Source organism: Sutcliffiella halmapala (genome assembly GCF_050107295.1).
In the GTDB taxonomy this organism is placed as follows: domain Bacteria; phylum Bacillota; class Bacilli; order Bacillales; family Bacillaceae_I; genus Sutcliffiella_A; species Sutcliffiella_A halmapala_A.
On sequence record NZ_JBNIKR010000004.1, the window covers coordinates 326,846 to 344,135 of the forward strand.

Consider the following 17,290-nt stretch of genomic DNA (forward strand, 5'->3'; position numbering starts at 1 on the left):
ATTGAATTTGAGAGCAGCGACCCTTCGATAGGGGTCGCTGCTTTCATTTTTTTTGTAGTTTGCTTTGCAGGGTGTCGAAAATTAATGTTTTTTGTTGGGAGGATAGATAATGGAGGGATTTGGATAGATTAAAGCACATTTCGGATCGTTTCAGTGGGCTTCCGGCTAGATTAATGGAGAAAGTCGACTGATTAATGTGAATTCTGGATAGATTCGGTTTAACGTAGGATGATACCCTCGCTCTGTTGGAAAAGAGATGGTGAGGTAATCAAAAGCATCGGATGATACCCTCACTCTGTTGGAAAAGAGATGGTGAGGTAATCAAAAGCATCGGATGCTACCCTCACTCGGGTCAAAGCTAGCTAGTGAAGGAATCAAAAGCATCGGATGCTACCCTCACTCGGGTGGAAACGAGCTAGTGAGGGTATCAAAAGCATCGGATGATACCCTCGCTCGAGTCAAAACGAGCTAGTGAGGGAATCAAAAGCATAGGATGCTACCCTCACTCGGGCCAAAACGAGCTAGTGAGGGAATCAAAAGCGGAGAGATAATATCCTTGCGAAATAGCGGAGCTTACTGTCCTCTGAGGTCAGCTGGCTTGCAGACATGAACTGCATATGGGTCCAATCACCAATTCCATGCTCTTCTAAACCGGGATAAATCCCGTATCTACCTCGTTATTAACTGAACCAATTACCTGTTTTTATAAAAATCTTTCCAAACATCATATCACTTCTCATTTTCCTCACCACCAAGTATGATAAATAGTAGAAACAAAGGGAGGGATCACGAATGTATTACGCAAAAACCTACGAAGCAAGGGAAGAACTGCTGCATGTACTGAAAGGGCTTGAAGAGGAAAAGCTCCACCACAAAAAAAGTCCTGAGCTGTGGTCTGTAAGCGAAAACGTGGAGCATCTATACCTGATAGAAAACAAGATTGTGAACGGACTCAAAAAAGCGATTCAAGCGAAACTTGCTGTGGAAGAAAAGGACCTGAACCTGGAAAAGATGCTCGCAAACCGTACATACAAGGTGCAGGCGCCGGAAGATATCGTACCCTCCGGCCATCCTTATACTAAGGCGGAGCTCTTGCAGCTGCTTGAGAAATCGAGAGCCAACCTGAATAACTTCATCCAGGAAGTTGAAGATGAATCCCTGCAAGCATACGGGTTCAACCATCGCTGGATTGGCGACCTCTCTGCTCAGCAATGGGTACAGCTGATCGGGTTTCATGAAAGAAGACATATCAATCAGATAAAAGAAACCATCCAATAGAGTACAAAAAAGAGCACTCACATTCACCATGTAAGTGCTCTTTGCTTATTAGTTCTTTGTTCTGATCTTTCCGCCCCACTGCTTGAAGCCGCCTTTTAACTGATAAAGCTTTGTGTGGCCTTGTCTTTTCAGCATCTGTGCTGCACGGCCGCTGCGCAATGTGTTTTGGCAGTAGATGTAGACTGGTTGATCGTTGCGGATCTCTTTGCTTCTCATTTTAAGTTGAGAAAGAGGAATGTTTCTTGCTCCAAGGATGTGTCCGCCTTCATATTCCTTTTGTTCGCGAACATCAATCAGCTGTGCTTTGCGATAGCCGGAACGAAAATCCTCTTCTGTTAGAGTGGTAAGAATTTTGCGTTGGTAGAGGAACATGATCACCGAATAGGCAATGATAGCTCCCAAAACTCCTAATAAAACGTACAATGCTGACAACCCCTCTTTATCTTAGTATTCCAAAGTATATTATATAAAAGCTTGGACAAAATGTCATCCTTTTACTAAAGCTGCAACAAAAAACTGCCAAGCTTTAACTTTGAATTACTGGTGTTGTTTTGTTACACTAAATCATCATACATAATAAAAAGAGGTACATCCTATGACAAATGAAATTTGGAGATATATTGATTCAAGGGAGCAGTCTCCTGCCTTCAACATGGCATTGGACGAAGCGCTGCTCGATTGGCATAGCGCAGGCAAGATTCCCCCGACCATCCGGTTCTATGGATGGAATCCACCTACTTTATCGGTTGGTTATTTTCAAAAAGTGGATAAAGAAGTGAATATGGAACGCGTAAAGGAATTGGGACTTGGCTTTGTCCGTCGTCCGACAGGTGGACGTGGCGTTCTTCATGATAAAGAACTGACATACAGTGTCATCGTTTCCGAAGAGCACCCAGAAATGCCTCGCTCCGTAACGGAAGCGTATCGCGTCATTTCAGAGGGAATACTTGAAGGATTTAAAGCGCTTGGTTTGGATGCCTATTTTGCGATTCCCCGAACGGAAGAGGAAAAGGAAGGCTTGAAAAATCCTCGTTCCGCCGTATGCTTTGATGCACCGTCCTGGTATGAGCTCGTGGTGGAAGGCCGTAAAGTGGCGGGCAGTGCACAGACCCGCCAGAAGGGTGTCATACTGCAGCACGGCTCCATTTTACTTGAAATAGATGAGGATCTGTTGTTCAGTCTGTTCAACTATCCAAGCGAACGCGTCAAAGAGCGCATGCAGAAGAATTTCAAGAAAAAGGCTGTTGCTATCAATGCGCTGAGAGAAACCCCGGTGACGATAGAAGAGGCGAAGGCAGCCTTCTATAAAGGATTTGAAAAAGGCTTGAACATAAAGTTGGAGCCATATGAACTAACGGAATCCGAGCTTGAGGAAGTACAGGCAATCATGGATAGTAAATATTCGACTGATGAGTGGAATTATAAAAGGTAGCGGGGAATTTTTTCCTCGTTATCTTTTTGTTTTACACTAGATATAGTAGGGTACTAAAAATGTGGCGCCCATATAGGTAGTAGTCAACCAAAAAAAATAAAAAATATTTTTCTTGCAAAAGGAAGGAATTTCTTGAAAGGTTGATACATAAACCTCGCTATAATTCGTGATATTTCGCAAGTGACAAAATACGTCATTATAAGAGATTTTGTCGAAGTAATCTCTGTTTTCCTCTCTCAATCTCATTTTTTTGATTGATTTTCCATTTGACAAAAATTGATTTATCAAACTGAAAATCAATATATAGTATTGTCGAAAAAATATCAGACACTATATATTGATATTATATGTGAAGATATGATACCTTATCTGTACACACAATTTTTACTGAAGTAAATGTTGGTAGAACTACTAGTTTTAGAGGAGTTGTAATAATGACCATAGCCATGAATGAAAATAAACCGAAAATTGATGTAGAACGACTGAATAAGGATATTACTTTGTTTCCTCAGGTTCATCCTATTACAGAAGACATGACAACGACGCACAGAGGTGTTTCCCGTCTAGTGATGCTCGATCGTTACGCATTCAAAGATACAGAAAAAGTAACCTTGACAGCTGGAGATTTTGTTGTATTGACGATCAAGGAGGATCCGAAATTCCCAGCAAGAGGACTAGGTTATATACAAGATATAGACTGGTCTACCAAAAAAGCTTCCGTATTAATTGAAGAGGAGTATCGTGGAGTTCTAACTAAGCAGGGCGAAGTGGAAACGGGTGTCGTGGTCCGCACACTGGACGTCATCGAGAAGCCACTGGAAGTGTTTTACGAGCAGATCGCCAAACGTAATGCAACAGGACTAGCTGCAGCTGAAACAACTGAAGAGAAGCGCCAGGAGTGGTTCGAAAAGTTCTACCACGAGCTAGTCAACCTCAACTTTGTACCTGCAGGACGGGTATTGTACGGAGCGGGAGCGGATACGGACGTAACCTATTTCAACTGCTACGTGATGCCGTTTGTCCAGGATTCACGCGAAGGCATTTCCGAGCACCGCAAGCAGGTGATGGAGATCATGAGCCGCGGCGGTGGGGTAGGAACGAACGGATCTACTCTTCGACCAAGAAATGCACTTGCTAGAGGAGTAAACGGAAAATCATCCGGAAGTGTATCCTGGTTAGATGACATTGCGAAATTGACGCATTTAGTGGAACAGGGTGGATCAAGACGTGGTAAATCAGCTTAAGTGCCTCGTCTATAAATAAACCTCGTGAATTGCTGGAAAATCTTTTTTTATGACTTGTTGGCTACAACGTGACTGGAAACGGTGAGCGTGAATGCTTGAAAACAACGAGTGGTTAAAGATAATCAGCAGCCAAGCACCTATAAAATGGTGAAGGTTCAACGACCATCGAAAACATACCCATTTAGGGTAGAAGTGAGTAGAGTAGGATTCAAGCGAATCCGAAGTGCGAGGACACTTTTAATAAGTGTAAGATATGGTCTGAACTCTATGGTGACATAGAGAGTCGATATAGCGAATCGACGTAACGAAATGGCTCAAATGATCATGCTGGCAGACTGGCATCCCGACATCGTGGAATTCATCATCTCCAAAATGCAAAACCCAAGAATTCTACGCTACTTAATTGAAAATACAAATGATGAAAGCATCAAAAAAGCGGCAGAGGACAAATTGAAATTCACTCCCCTGACAGATCAAGAAGTTACGATGTACCAATCAGTGACAAACTTCAAGCACATCCCTGGCTATGGTGGATTTACGGAACAGATCATCAGAGACGCAGAGCAGAAGTTGAAAGTGGGCGGAACGTATACGGTGCATAATCCGGAATTCCTGACCGGCGCCAATATTTCCATCACCTTGACAAAGGACTTTATGGAAGCTGTGGAAAATGATGCGGATTACGACCTTCGCTTCCCTGATGTAGAGGGCTATGATAAAGAGGAAATGGAAATTTACAATAAGGAATGGTCGGAGGTTGGCGACGTACGTGAATGGGAGAAACTTGGCCATAAAGTACGAGTGTACAGAAAAATCAAGGCGAAAGAGCTTTGGAACCTTGTGAACATCTGTGCCACCTATTCTGCAGAGCCTGGTATCTTCTTTATTGATAATGCAAACGACATGACAAATGCGAAAGCATACGGTCAGAAGGTTGTAGCAACGAACCCATGTGGGGAACAACCCCTCGCACCTTTCAGTGTCTGTAACCTTGCTGCAGTAAACCTTGCAGAGATGGCAGACAAAGAAACAAAGACCGTCAACTTCGAAAAGCTGAAGCAAACAGTGGAAGTCGGCGTGAGAATGCAGGACAACGTGATCGATGTAACACCTTATTTCCTCGAGGAGAACAAAAAGCAGGCACTTGGCGAGCGCCGTGTCGGCTTAGGAGTAATGGGTCTACATGACCTACTGATCTATTGCGAAACGGAATACGGCTCCGAAAAAGGAAATGAGCTAGTGGATCGAGTATTTGAAACAATCGCAACGACAGCGTACCGTGCATCCGTTGAGCTTGGAAAAGAGAAGGGAAGCTTCCCGTTCTTACAGGGCGCAACAGAAGAAGAAACGAACCGTCTGCGTAAAGCATTCACGGAAACGGGCTTTATGAGCAAAATGCCGGAAGATATCAAAGAAGGTATCCTGACTTCCGGTATCCGTAACTCTCACTTGCTGACAGTTGCACCAACTGGTTCTACAGGAACAATGGTAGGTGTGTCAACAGGACTTGAGCCATACTTCTCCTTCTCCTACTTCCGCAGCGGACGCTTAGGGAAGTTCATTGAAGTGAAGGCTGATATCGTGCAGGAGTACTTGAATGCCAATCCGGAAGCAGATCCGGAGAACCTGCCAAACTGGTTCATCTCTGCGATGGAATTGGCTCCACAAGCGCATGCGGACGTACAATGCATCATCCAGCAATGGATTGACAGTTCCATCTCCAAAACCGTAAACGCACCGAAAGGCTATACGGTTGATCAGGTGAAAAAAGTGTATGAACGACTTTACAAAGGTGGCGCAAAAGGCGGAACGGTTTACGTGGATGGTAGTCGTGATTCCCAAGTGTTGACTCTGAAAGCTGAAGAGAACACGATGGATGAAGAAAGCGAACAGATCCAAATGGAAGATGTCGTGAAAAAACCTGTTGTGCTGGTGGAAACGATCAATGATCTGCGTTCCACGAACGTACAATTCGGTTCGGAAGTCGGAAACACATGCCCGGTATGCCGCATCGGGACGGTAAAGGAAATCGGCGGATGCAACACATGTACAGATTGTGGTGCACAGCTGAAATGCGGTCTATAAATGAATAAAGTAAAAGACCTATTCGCTTAGTTTGAATAGGTCTTTTATTATTATGTACTCATCATCCCCCTTTTTCATACATTATCCAAAAAGGGGGAATGCCTAATGTGGCAAATGAAAATACCATACCTGATCGGACGGCCAATCGGTGTATCCTTTACAAACGGCACAGGCACCTCAGGAGTCCTATGCAGTGCCGATGGTCAAAAGCTCTATGTGATGGAATATCTATATCACACACAGTTTGCCATCAAGCAATATGAGTACCAGACCGTACAGGACATTCTGCCTTTTCCTGGCTGTCACTGAGTGGCTTGAAAATTGTCCGTATTGGATGACTAAATTGTTAAAAAAGCGAATTATTTATTTTGCTCGCCCCCTGTTAATTGGAGTGCAAGGCATGAGACTCATGCGAAAGCAGCGTGTCGAGGGAGACCCCGCAGGCGCAATAGCGCCGAGGAGGCTCCCGAGGCCGCCCTGGATAAGCGAATGCCTGGAACGGAAATCAACAGGGGTGTTTAACGGAGTCACTAACTCTAAGAATCATTTAGAGCGCTTTAATGAAAAATTGAAATCTTCGAACCTTTCTACATAACTTGTCAGTAGCGCCAAGTTAATGTATCATTTTAATGACGGTTACGATCGTGGATTGGAAATGGAGGGATATTATGCCTACCCCAAGTATGGAAGATTACATAGAACAAATTTATATGCTAATTGAAGATAAAGGATATGCGCGTGTATCAGACATAGCTGAAGCATTGGCGGTACATCCCTCATCTGTAACGAAAATGGTTCAAAAGCTCGACAAGGATAAGTATCTGATTTATGAAAAGTACCGAGGCCTCGTTTTGACTGCTAAAGGCAAGAAGACCGGAAAGCGTCTCGTCTATCGCCATGAGCTTTTAGAGCAGTTCCTGCGGGTGATCGGTGTGGATGAAGAGAACATCTATGAAGATGTGGAAGGCATCGAGCATCATCTGAGCTGGAATGCGATTGATCGCATCGGGGACCTAGTGCAATACTTTGAAGAAAGCAAAGATCGAACAGAGGCTCTGCAGCTCATCCAAAAGCAAAATGAAGAAAATCAATAAAAGGTTGGACCAGGCGTTATGCTGGATGGTCGGCCTTTTTCTTTTGAATAGTTATAATTCCCATTCCTTTACATAAAAAAGGTTATAGAGGTTTTTGGTTGGATGTGAATGGAGGGAGACAATTGGTAATTGATGGAGTGTTTTCCGGTGGGGGGATTAAAGGGTTCGCGTTGATAGGGGCACTTCAAGCAGTGGAACAACGGGGATTGAAATTTCAATGTCTTGCAGGTACAAGCGCCGGTTCCATCATCGCTTCCTTTGTTGCTGCAGGCTATACGGCGGATGAGATATATAAGATGCTCGGGGAGACGGATGTCTTGGATTTCCTGGACCAGCGAAGAACGTTCCTGCCTTCCCCTGTAGCAAAATGGCTTTTGCTATATTGGCGATTGGGATTGTACAAGGGGGAATTGCTGGAGAATTGGGTAAAAGAGAAACTGGCAGCTAAAGGAGTGCATACATTCGGCGATCTTCCCGGACAGAGATTGCGGATCATTGCTTCTGATTTGACGAGCGGGAGAATGGCTGTCCTGCCTGATGATCTTCCTAGATATCATATAGATCCATCGAAATTCTCGGTTGCGAAGGCAGTGAGGATGAGCTGTAGTATCCCATATTTTTTTGAGCCGGTGAAAATAAAGGGGAAGGGAGTCTGCCATCTATTTGTGGACGGTGGCGTGCTCAGCAATTTCCCTATCTGGCTATTTGATAATGATCGAATCCCGAAAATCCGACCTGTACTTGGAATCAAACTGAGCGCCAAACAGCGGGATTTGCCGGTAAATAAAATAAATAATGCAATTACCATGTTTGGTGCTCTATTTGAAACGATGAAGGATGCACATGATGCAAGATACATCGACAGGAAACACGAGAAGAACATCATCTTCATTCCGATGGACCACATTGCGGTCACGGAGTTCGCCTTGACGGAAGAAAGAAAAAGGGGATTGGTGGAGATCGGGAAAAAGCGGGCGGAAGCATTTTTGAGAACATGGAGCTTTTGATTTTTCACATAAAAAAATCGGTCCGTTTAAAAAAACGCCCGATTTTTTTTCTTGCCCTTTTTCCCTTCAATGACTGTCAGGTGGGAAGAGCTTCTTCTTTTTTGTGCAGCGGATTTAACGCCGTTCCTATCTTTGCCAATGAGGGGAGTCACATTGGTTTTTGGTTTCGCAGCAGGATATTTCTTTTTTGATTGCTTAACCGCCTTGCTGTACCTTGCATCCGTCTTACCACCGCCGATTCTTCCTTGAAGGAAATAACGGAAGAAGAGATAGAGGACAGTTGCTGCCCCAACGATTAAAAGAAGGCTTTTGAATAGTCCTCCGGGATTCTGGAACAGCTGGATAGCAAGATAGAATCCAGCCAAAGATAACAGCATGATTAAAATCGGTTTGCCAAAGCCTCGTTTCACCCTAGTCACCTCCCTGGTCGTCTGTTAGAAAAGTGTTTCCGATAATTTAAGTTTGTGTAAATAGTATATTTTATAGGATAAGGCTTGTTGCGGATTTTTATACTATTTCTTCGGTATTCTTTTTCTCTGAATCTTGTTCAAGCTCTAAAAGTTTATTAAAGGAGTGGATTGCCACTTCCACCTGATCGTCAGAAGGCTCTTTTGTCGTAAGGAGCTGAAGCCACAGACCAGGGTATCCCAGGACACGCAGTACAGGTACTTCACGAACCTTGTTTGTAAGCTGCAGTACTTCAAATGAGATGCCCAGTACCACAGGGATAAGCGCCAAACGGTTCAACACGCGTGCCCATAGCGGATCTGTAGGGACTAGCAGGTAGATGAAAAAGCCGACGATCACTGTGAAAAGGATAAAACTGCTGCCGCAACGGTAATGAAGTCTCGATTGCGCCTGAATATTGCTTACAGTTAATTCTTTCCCGTTTTCATAAGCGTTAATCACTTTATGTTCTGCCCCATGATATTGAAACACTCTTTTCACAATCGGAGTGAAAGAAATGAAATATATATAGGCTAATAGAAGCATCAACTTAATGATCGTCTCGACTAAAACCTGTACGAAATCACCTGGAAATATAGGCTTTGTCAAGTTAGCCAGGAATACAGGCACAAGTGTAAAAATGAATTTTCCAAAAAGGAAGGAAAGGATACCGACAGCCGCAACGCTGAGGAACATTTCAAGCTTGGAAGTTTCCTTTTTGTTATAGATGACCTCTTCGTCCTGACTTGGGTCCACATCATAACGTTCTGTAGAGAAGTTCAGATGCTTGGAGCCGTTTCCGGCAGCTTCCACGATTGCGACCACCCCTCTAAGAAAGGGAATTCGCTTCAATTTTTGCATGGTAGGGTTTGTTTTTCTCGGAACATGTAAATACTCGATGGACTCATCTTTTCTGCGGATTGCAGTTACATAGTGGCGTTTCCCGCCGAACATAACACCTTCCACCACGGCCTGTCCACCATAGACGGGCTTTGATTCATTTGACATATAGACACCAACCTAACTTATTCTAAGAGGATAAATATTTCCTATTTACTAATATTCTACCTGAATCTTGAAAAAACCTCTACTCCAGTTACTTTTCATTTTTTTAAAATCTCATGAATGGTTCTTTTTTATAATGGAAAGATATGTTTATATGCCATTTTGAGAGGGAGTAGTCCGTGTATGAGTGAAAATGAAAACCAAGAGCTTGAACAGAATAAACGCGAGCAGCCAATGAGCTTTATGACCAAGGTGATGGTAACAGGGTTTGTGGGTGGGATTTTCTGGAGTTTGATCGGATTTTTCGCCTATTTGTTTCATTTTACAGAAATAAGTCCGAACGTGGTGCTGCAGCCATGGGCTTTGGGCGATTGGAAAAAAGGGGTGCTGGGGTATATCATCAGCTTTATCCTGCTTGGCCTGTTCGGTATCGGTGCTGCGCTTATCTACGCAGCCACACTAAAAAAATTCAGGCATTATTGGATAGGAATCATCTATGGAATTGTACTATGGGGTGTTGTTTTCTTTCTGCTCAATCCCATGTTTCCATCCATTAAGACTGTCCCGAAGTTGACGCTTGATACAAATATCACGAATATTTGCCTTTATATTCTCTTCGGTGTATTCGTCGGCTATTCCATTTCGTTCGAACATTCTGAAATGGTGACACAAAAGCAGCAGCAACAGGATCAGCCCTCAGCAAATAGGTAGTAGGAAAAGTTGGAATGTGATAGAATGTTCAGTAATTGGACATTCTTTTTTTACGTGTTCATATTTAGTAAAAGGAGTCATGCTATGCGCCTACTTGTGCTGAATGGACCGAATCTCAATCGACTTGGACTTAGAGAGCCGGCAATCTACGGGAAAGACACATTAAAGGATTTGGAAAAGCAGCTGGAAAGCTTGTCTGTGGAGATGGGGATCTCGATTGACTGTTATCAGAGCAATCATGAGGGCAATCTGATCGATAAGCTGCACGCCGCCGACGATGCCTACGAGGGAGTTATCATCAATCCCGGTGCATTCACGCACTATAGCTACGCGATCCGCGATGCCATCGCAAGCATTTCAATTCCGGTAATGGAAGTACATATTTCAAACATACATAAGCGTGAAGAGTTCCGTCATACATCCGTCACCGCACCTGTCACACACGGGCAGATAATAGGTCTGGGACTGTATGGCTATCACTTGGCAGTACAAGGGTTGGTAAGGATAATTAAGGGGGAGTAAGGGAATGGAAAAATTAACAAGATTACGAGAGAGCTTTCAAGAATCGAACATCGATGCATTATTGGTGACGAGTGGAAAAAACCGTCAATATTTAACAGGCTTTACAGGCAGCGCTGGAGTAGCTGTCATCACGGAGGATAAAGCGGTATTCATCACCGATTTCCGTTACACCGAGCAGGCGGCAAAGCAGTGTGAGGGCTTTGATATCGTCCAGCATAAAGGCGGACTTGTGGAAGAAATAGCTGCGGTTGTAAAAGAACTCGGCATAAACAAGCTTGGCTTTGAGCAGGATCATGTTACATTCTCCAGCTACTTAAACTATAAAACGACCATCAAAGCGGATCTTGTACCGGTTTCCGGTGTTATTGAAAAGTTACGCTTGATTAAGAATGAACAAGAGATTAAGATATTAAAGGAAGCTACGCAGATTGCTGATGCAGCTTTTGAGCATATCATCACGTACATAAAGCCTGGCCTTACAGAGCTGGATGTTTCCAACGAGCTTGAATTCTTCATGAGAAAACAAGGTGCGGTGTCATCCTCTTTTGATATCATCGTTGCTTCCGGGTATCGCTCTGCCCTGCCGCATGGTGTTGCGTCCGATAAAATCATCGAAAAAGGTGAGTTTGTCACGCTTGATTTCGGTGCCTATTATAAAGGCTACAACTCCGATATTACGCGTACCCTTGCAGTTGGAGAGCCAAGTGACGAATTGCGCAACATCTACAACGTCGTATTGGAAGCTCAATTGAGAGGGATGAAAGGCATCAAGCCTGGCATGACTGGCCGTGAAGCGGATGCTCTTACTCGTGACTATATTACGGAAAAGGGTTATGGCGAGTACTTCGGTCACTCAACAGGCCACGGACTGGGAATGGAAGTGCATGAAGGGCCATCCTTATCGGTGAAATCCGAAACTGTATTGGAACCAGGAATGGTGGTAACCGTAGAACCGGGTATCTATGTTGCAGGACTAGGTGGAGTTCGTATCGAGGATGATACGATTGTCACAGAATCCGGCAATGAATCTCTGTCCTATTCCACAAAAGAACTTATTATTTTGTAAAGGTAATCCATTAGTCTGGTGGAGTAGACTGAATCACTCGGGGATACAATACCGATAGGACTACTATTTACATAGCATTAGGAGGAAACATATTAATGATTTCAGTAAACGATTTTCGTACAGGCTTGACTATTGAAGTAGACAACGGAATTTGGCGTGTAATGGATTTCCAACACGTTAAGCCAGGAAAAGGAGCGGCATTCGTTCGTTCCAAACTTCGCAACCTGCGTACAGGCGCGATCCAGGAAAAAACTTTCCGTGCTGGTGAAAAAGTAGGGAAAGCTCAAATCGACAACCGCAGAATGCAATACCTTTATGCAAATGGCGACATGCACGTATTCATGGACAATGAGTCCTACGACCAACTTGAATTGCCAGCAGGCCAAATCGAGTATGAGTTGAAGTACTTGAAAGAGAACATGGAAGTTGCAATTATGATGTACCAAGGTGAAACGCTTGGAGTAGAGCTTCCTAACACAGTAGAGCTGAAAGTGGTAGAAACGGAGCCAGGTATTAAAGGTGACACAGCTTCCGGCGGTTCCAAGCCGGCAATCGTGGAAACTGGCCTATCTGTAAACGTACCATTCTTCGTAAACGAAGGCGACGTGCTGATTGTTAATACAACTGACGGATCTTACGTATCCAGAGCATAATTTTAAGAGAAGGGAAAGGGCTGAAGTTGGCCTTTTCCTTTTTATATGGAAAAAAAGCCTGCACTAAGGCAGGCCACTCCGTACTAATTTTCATACCAAACCACTTCTTTAACCCCTTCAATTACCTTCCGTGCATCCGAACCGTCCAGCGCGCTCATCCATACACTCTTCCAGCCGTTTGCATCCGTACGGATCCAGCTGAGCGTTTTCTGTTTATCCAATGTGACTGGGGAGTCATCAGAAAATCCCTCGGGCAGATCGACAAAAGGCTTGCCTGCACTTTTTTGTTCATCCTCTTTGCTATTGACCAAAATTAAGCTGGAGCGAAAATCGGATAAGGTGTCGGATTCTTTCCCCCGTGCAACGACAAGTCTATCATCATCCAGCCAGTCAAAGTTTACGTCTGCAAATCCGTTCGGGGTAAAGCGTTTCGTTTGACTCGGAAGTACGCTTTGTACAGTCAGTGTTTTATTTTTGACACCGCCTCGCAAACGGCCGCCGCCCTGGATGGAGGCAAGCAGAGATTTCGTGGGAGCCCATTTAATCCAATCCTTTTCACGGAGAATCTCTCCCATCGGAATCAACACTTTGTTTTCTTTTACAAACACACTCAACATATTGCTGTCCTCTGACCACGATGCAGTAGGGGAGACGACGAATGCCAGGAGCCTCCCATCCTTGGACCAGTTGAAATTCTCTGCATCAATGGATAGAATTGATAATTCATCAAGCTTCATGGGCGAGGAGATTGTTAAAAGAGGTTCCACCTTGACATCCATTTCCTGGTTTTGCTTTTCCATCTCCCAATTGACCTCATAAAGCCTTGGGTGGCTCCATCCGTCCGGAAACATGACGGCACTTGCAGAGGCAATCAGATTTTCGCCATCGGCATCCCATGAGAAATGGGAAACGCCGCCGTTCAGCTGGTGAATGATCGGCTTGTTCTCCTTAAGCTCTACGACTGTTAAAAAGGATCCAGTCAAAAAAGCGAAACTGTTCTTCTTTGGATTCCATTGAACGTCATGGCCAACCATTTTTAGTTTAGTATGTGTATTGGTGGGAACATGGTAGAGCCAGATATCAGGTTCTTCCCCCTCCACGTCGTTTTTTGCCTCAAAGGTGAGCCACTGTCCATCAAAGGACCAGCCTAGATTGGAAATAGCCAGATTTTCCTGCAGCAGCACTTCAGAGCCATCCATATAAAGCCATAACGCTTTGTCCCGGACGAATGCCGCCTGAAGGCCATTGGTATCTTCGGCATTTACTTGGGGAATCATAATGATGAGCAGGACCAAAGTCAGCCAAATTTTTTTCATGGTGCCTTCCTCCTATTTTTTCTATAATGAGTAGTTGTCTATCTTGATAGTGTCCCCTATGACCTGGTATTTCATGAAAAAGCTAGTTGAAAAACTGAAAAAAGATGGTATAGTAAAGTAGTGGATTTATTCCTATATATATTTTTTCGCAATTTGTGCAAACGGTTACGCAATCGTTACCATATAAATTCTGAAGTTTAAGTGTTGTTGACAAGGGAGTGTATCGTGATGAAAAAGATATGGTGGAAAGAGGCTGTCGCCTACCAAGTATATCCAAGAAGCTTCATGGATTCCAATGGAGATGGAATTGGTGATCTACGTGGTGTGATTTCAAAATTGGATTATCTAAAAGAGCTTGGCATAGATGTAATTTGGATCTGTCCAATGTATAAGTCTCCGAACGTAGATAATGGGTATGATATCAGTGACTATCAGGATATCATGGAAGACTTCGGAAACATGGCTGACTTTGATGAGTTGTTGGCAGAAACCCATAACCGTGGAATGAAGTTGATCATTGATTTGGTTATCAACCATACAAGTGACCAGCATCCTTGGTTCATTGAATCTGCATCCTCAAAGGATAACCCGAAACGTGACTGGTATATTTGGGAAGACGGAAAAGACGGCAAGGAGCCGAATAACTGGGAAAGTATTTTCAACGGTCCTGCTTGGCAGTATGATGAAAAGACAGAACAGTACTATATGCATATTTTCGCAACAGAGCAGCCTGACCTCAACTGGGAAAACAAAGATGTCCGATTTGCACTGTATAGCATGGTTAACTGGTGGCTGGATAAAGGCATCGATGGATTCCGTGTGGATGCAATTTCCCATATCAAAAAAGAACCTGGATTCCCTGATCTTCCAAATCCAAAGAAATTGGACTATGTACCATCTTTCGATTACATGATGAATGTAGAAGGCATTCAAAAGCATCTTGAAGAACTGAAAGAGCAAACGTTTGCGCGTTATGATATCATGACGGTCGGCGAGGCGAACGGAGTTAAGCTGAACCAGGCCGACGAGTGGGTTGGAGAAGAGAACGGAAAGTTCAATATGATTTTTCAATTCGAGCATCTAGGTCTTTGGGAAAAAGGGACAGAAGGCGGCGTGGACCTTCTTCAACTAAAAGAGACCTTGACCAAATGGCAAAAAGGCTTGGAAGGCAATGGTTGGAATGCATTGTTCCTTGAAAATCATGACCAAGCGCGTTCTGTTTCAACATGGGGAAATGACAAGGAGTACTTGGTGGAGAGTGCAAAATCATTGGGTGCACTTTACTTCCTGATGCAGGGCACACCTTTCATATACCAAGGCCAGGAGCTGGGTATGACAAATGTCCGTTTCGAAAGCATCAACGACTATGATGATGTAGGGATGAAAAACCTTTACAACATCGAAAGTGCAAAAGGGGAAGAGCAAGCACAGAAGGTGATGGAAATCATCTGGGCAAAAGGCCGTGACAACTCCCGCACACCGATGCAATGGAACGATCAGCCGAACGGCGGATTCACAACCGGAACTCCATGGATGGGAGTAAACGAAAACTACAAAACCATCAACGTGGAAAACCAATGGAATGACCCAAATTCCGTCCTTAGCTTCTACAGGGACATGATCAACCTTCGTAAAGCGGAAGATGTATTCGTTTATGGAGCATATGATCTGATCCTGGAAGAGGACACGCAAGTATACGGCTACACAAGAACATTAGGTGAAAAAGTGGCGGTTGTCCTATGTAACCTAAGCGGGGAAGAAGCAGCAATCGAACTGGATACCCTGAACGTTTCTTCAAGCGACCTGCGCATGCAGAACTATGAAGTGGAAGAGCATGAGGATGCTTCTGAAATGACATTGAAGCCTTATGAAACTAGAGTGTATGTGTTGAATAAATAATAATGATTAGAACCGCCGGCTACGTGTTGAAGCCGGCGGTTTTTTTTCGTTCTCTGAATGTGCTGGGAGAGGAGTAACATGGTGCTTGTTTTTGTTTAGTTATTTTTAAAATATTCTAACAAATACTTAAGTGGAATTGGTATAGTAGATATATGAAAGGGAGTGGGCTATGATTTATAAATCTCGTACCGAATCTGCTGAATTGCTAATATTGAGATCATTAAACGTGAGAATGGAATTGTCGGAAAAAGACAAACAGCACTATCATTCTCTTCAAAAGGGTTACGATGGGGAAGTGATGTTTGATTCATTAACAGGAAATCTACAGTGTGAATGCCTCATTCTAAATGATTTGCTTTTCAAAATTAATAACACTGTGTTTCAAATTGACTCGTTGATCCTTACTGCTAATGTATTGCATTTTTATGAAGTGAAAAATTTTGAAGGTGATTTTTATTACGAATCCGAAAGATTGTATACAAAATCCAAAACGGAAATAAATAATCCGTTGAACCAATTGAATAGAGGTGTTTCTCTGTTTCGGCAATTGCTTCAAAGCCTTGGCATTAACATGAAGATTGATCCTTCCGTGGTATTTATCAATCCCGCTTTTACGCTTTATCAAACCCCACTTGACAAACCATTTATATTCCCAACTCAACTTGATAGACATTTGAATAGCATAGATAAGACGTCTACAAAACTATCTAACAAACATAAGCAACTGGCTGCACAACTAGTTTCCCTGCATTGCACAGATTCTCCTTATAAACAAATACCCGCTTATACTCTTGAGGGATTGAGAAAAGGGATATTATGTTTGAAGTGTGCCTCGTTTTCCCTTGCTATTGAGGGACATAACTGTGTTTGTGGAGAGTGTGGTTATGTAGAAAAGGCTGGAGAGGCTGTGATGCGGAGTGTTAAAGAATATAAAATGCTATTTCCCGATAAGAAGATTACAACAAATATTATGTATGAATGGTGTGAGGTAGTGAAATCAAAAGAAAGAATAAGAAAGATACTTGGAAAGAACTATAAGAAACTAGGGGTTCGCCAATGGGCATACTTTGAGTAAAAAAATATGATTACGACCATTCTCAAATGGTGCAAAAAGTCCTTCACGTTTTATGAAGGGCTTTTGCTATTGGAGGAACCCAAAAAAACTTATCATCCGTGCTATGAAGGGCTTTTTACCCCTGGCGGACCGCCAAAAAGCTTATCATCGGGGTAATGAAGGGCTTTTTGCCCCGGTCACGCCTCCAAAAAGCTCATCATCCGTGCTATGAAGGGCTTTTTACCCTGGCGCACCGCCAAAAAGCTTATCACAGGGGTAATGAAGGGCTTTTTTTGCCCCGGCCACGCCTCCAAAAAGCTCATCATCCGTGCTATGAAGGGCTTTTTACCGATTAAGTCCATATAATTGTGTAAAATGAAAGAGTCATTTTATTCACTCTTGGCAACACTGTTTTCAACCACGATAAACAATGAAAAGAGGAATAAAGATGACTCAATTACAGTTTAACCTTAATGT

The 17,290-nt window shown here is 43.4% G+C and carries 15 protein-coding genes and 2 pseudogenes; 13 read left to right on the forward strand and 4 right to left on the reverse strand.

Annotated elements, in window-relative coordinates; genetic code table 11:
- Nucleotides 1-792: 792 nt before the first annotated feature.
- Nucleotides 793-1,278 carry a DinB family protein gene (locus tag ACQCT5_RS09230; protein ID WP_499641131.1) on the forward strand — a complete coding sequence of 162 codons (486 nt, stop codon included), beginning with the start codon at nucleotides 793-795 and terminating at the stop codon, nucleotides 1,276-1,278.
- Between the two features lie 48 nt (nucleotides 1,279-1,326).
- Here ACQCT5_RS09230 and ACQCT5_RS09235 read toward each other — a convergent pair whose 3' ends face one another.
- On the reverse strand, nucleotides 1,327-1,650 hold the full coding sequence (locus tag ACQCT5_RS09235) for a rhodanese-like domain-containing protein (RefSeq protein ID WP_386636032.1): 324 nt from the start codon (nucleotides 1,648-1,650) through the stop codon (nucleotides 1,327-1,329).
- A 223-nt stretch (nucleotides 1,651-1,873) separates the two neighbouring features.
- On the opposite strand from ACQCT5_RS09235, the gene ACQCT5_RS09240 reads away from it, so the two are divergent.
- The 6 genes and pseudogenes from ACQCT5_RS09240 to ACQCT5_RS09265 all read left to right on the forward strand — a co-directional run bounded on the left by ACQCT5_RS09240 (nucleotide 1,874) and on the right by ACQCT5_RS09265 (nucleotide 8,140).
- The gene (locus ACQCT5_RS09240) at nucleotides 1,874-2,710 is read left to right on the forward strand and encodes a lipoate--protein ligase family protein (protein WP_499641133.1); all 837 of its coding nucleotides are present in this window, start codon (nucleotides 1,874-1,876) and stop codon (nucleotides 2,708-2,710) included.
- A gap of 434 nt (nucleotides 2,711-3,144) precedes the next feature.
- A pseudogene (locus ACQCT5_RS09245) lies at nucleotides 3,145-3,942 on the forward strand (ribonucleotide reductase barrel domain-containing protein); the annotation flags it as partial.
- A 324-nt stretch (nucleotides 3,943-4,266) separates the two neighbouring features.
- Nucleotides 4,267-6,039: pseudogene (locus tag ACQCT5_RS09250) on the forward strand (vitamin B12-dependent ribonucleotide reductase); the annotation flags it as partial.
- A gap of 105 nt (nucleotides 6,040-6,144) precedes the next feature.
- Entirely contained in the window at nucleotides 6,145-6,348 is a 204-nt protein-coding gene (locus tag ACQCT5_RS09255; RefSeq protein ID WP_499641135.1) for a hypothetical protein, read from the forward strand.
- A 359-nt stretch (nucleotides 6,349-6,707) separates the two neighbouring features.
- Nucleotides 6,708-7,133 carry a transcriptional regulator MntR gene (gene mntR / locus ACQCT5_RS09260; protein ID WP_499641137.1) on the forward strand — a complete coding sequence of 142 codons (426 nt, stop codon included), beginning with the start codon at nucleotides 6,708-6,710 and terminating at the stop codon, nucleotides 7,131-7,133.
- A gap of 122 nt (nucleotides 7,134-7,255) precedes the next feature.
- Nucleotides 7,256-8,140 (forward strand): patatin-like phospholipase family protein, encoded by an 885-nt coding sequence (locus ACQCT5_RS09265; protein WP_499641138.1) that lies wholly within the window; start codon nucleotides 7,256-7,258, stop codon nucleotides 8,138-8,140.
- 26 nt (nucleotides 8,141-8,166) lie between these two features.
- On the opposite strand, the gene ACQCT5_RS09270 is transcribed toward ACQCT5_RS09265, so the two are convergent.
- The gene (locus tag ACQCT5_RS09270) at nucleotides 8,167-8,550 is read right to left on the reverse strand and encodes an SA1362 family protein (RefSeq protein ID WP_499641140.1); all 384 of its coding nucleotides are present in this window, start codon (nucleotides 8,548-8,550) and stop codon (nucleotides 8,167-8,169) included.
- Nucleotides 8,551-8,647: 97 nt separating this feature from the next.
- Nucleotides 8,648-9,595 (reverse strand): DUF1385 domain-containing protein, encoded by a 948-nt coding sequence (locus ACQCT5_RS09275; protein WP_499641142.1) that lies wholly within the window; start codon nucleotides 9,593-9,595, stop codon nucleotides 8,648-8,650.
- 180 nt (nucleotides 9,596-9,775) lie between these two features.
- On the opposite strand from ACQCT5_RS09275, the gene ACQCT5_RS09280 reads away from it, so the two are divergent.
- The 4 genes from ACQCT5_RS09280 (at nucleotide 9,776) to efp (ending at nucleotide 12,544) form a co-directional block, all read left to right on the forward strand.
- A complete protein-coding gene (locus tag ACQCT5_RS09280; RefSeq protein WP_417899663.1) occupies nucleotides 9,776-10,303 on the forward strand; it encodes a YqhR family membrane protein in 528 nt (175 codons plus the stop codon).
- Between the two features lie 84 nt (nucleotides 10,304-10,387).
- Nucleotides 10,388-10,825 (forward strand): type II 3-dehydroquinate dehydratase, encoded by a 438-nt coding sequence (gene aroQ / locus ACQCT5_RS09285; RefSeq protein ID WP_499641145.1) that lies wholly within the window; start codon nucleotides 10,388-10,390, stop codon nucleotides 10,823-10,825.
- Between the two features lie 4 nt (nucleotides 10,826-10,829).
- Nucleotides 10,830-11,891 (forward strand): M24 family metallopeptidase, encoded by a 1,062-nt coding sequence (locus ACQCT5_RS09290; protein WP_499641147.1) that lies wholly within the window; start codon nucleotides 10,830-10,832, stop codon nucleotides 11,889-11,891.
- A 95-nt stretch (nucleotides 11,892-11,986) separates the two neighbouring features.
- A complete protein-coding gene (gene efp, locus ACQCT5_RS09295; protein WP_204415579.1) occupies nucleotides 11,987-12,544 on the forward strand; it encodes an elongation factor P in 558 nt (185 codons plus the stop codon).
- 83 nt (nucleotides 12,545-12,627) lie between these two features.
- Here the strand turns inward: efp and ACQCT5_RS09300 are convergent, their stop codons facing one another.
- Nucleotides 12,628-13,860: a hypothetical protein gene (locus ACQCT5_RS09300; protein WP_499641150.1), complete on the reverse strand. Its 1,233-nt coding sequence runs from the start codon at nucleotides 13,858-13,860 to the stop codon at nucleotides 12,628-12,630.
- 228 nt (nucleotides 13,861-14,088) lie between these two features.
- On the opposite strand from ACQCT5_RS09300, the gene ACQCT5_RS09305 reads away from it, so the two are divergent.
- Together ACQCT5_RS09305 and ACQCT5_RS09310 are read left to right on the forward strand one after the other, a co-directional pair.
- Entirely contained in the window at nucleotides 14,089-15,759 is a 1,671-nt protein-coding gene (locus ACQCT5_RS09305) for a glycoside hydrolase family 13 protein (RefSeq protein WP_499641152.1), read from the forward strand.
- 169 nt (nucleotides 15,760-15,928) lie between these two features.
- A complete protein-coding gene (locus ACQCT5_RS09310) occupies nucleotides 15,929-16,834 on the forward strand; it encodes a nuclease-related domain-containing protein (protein ID WP_499641154.1) in 906 nt (301 codons plus the stop codon).
- The last annotated feature ends 456 nt before the right edge of the window (nucleotides 16,835-17,290 follow it).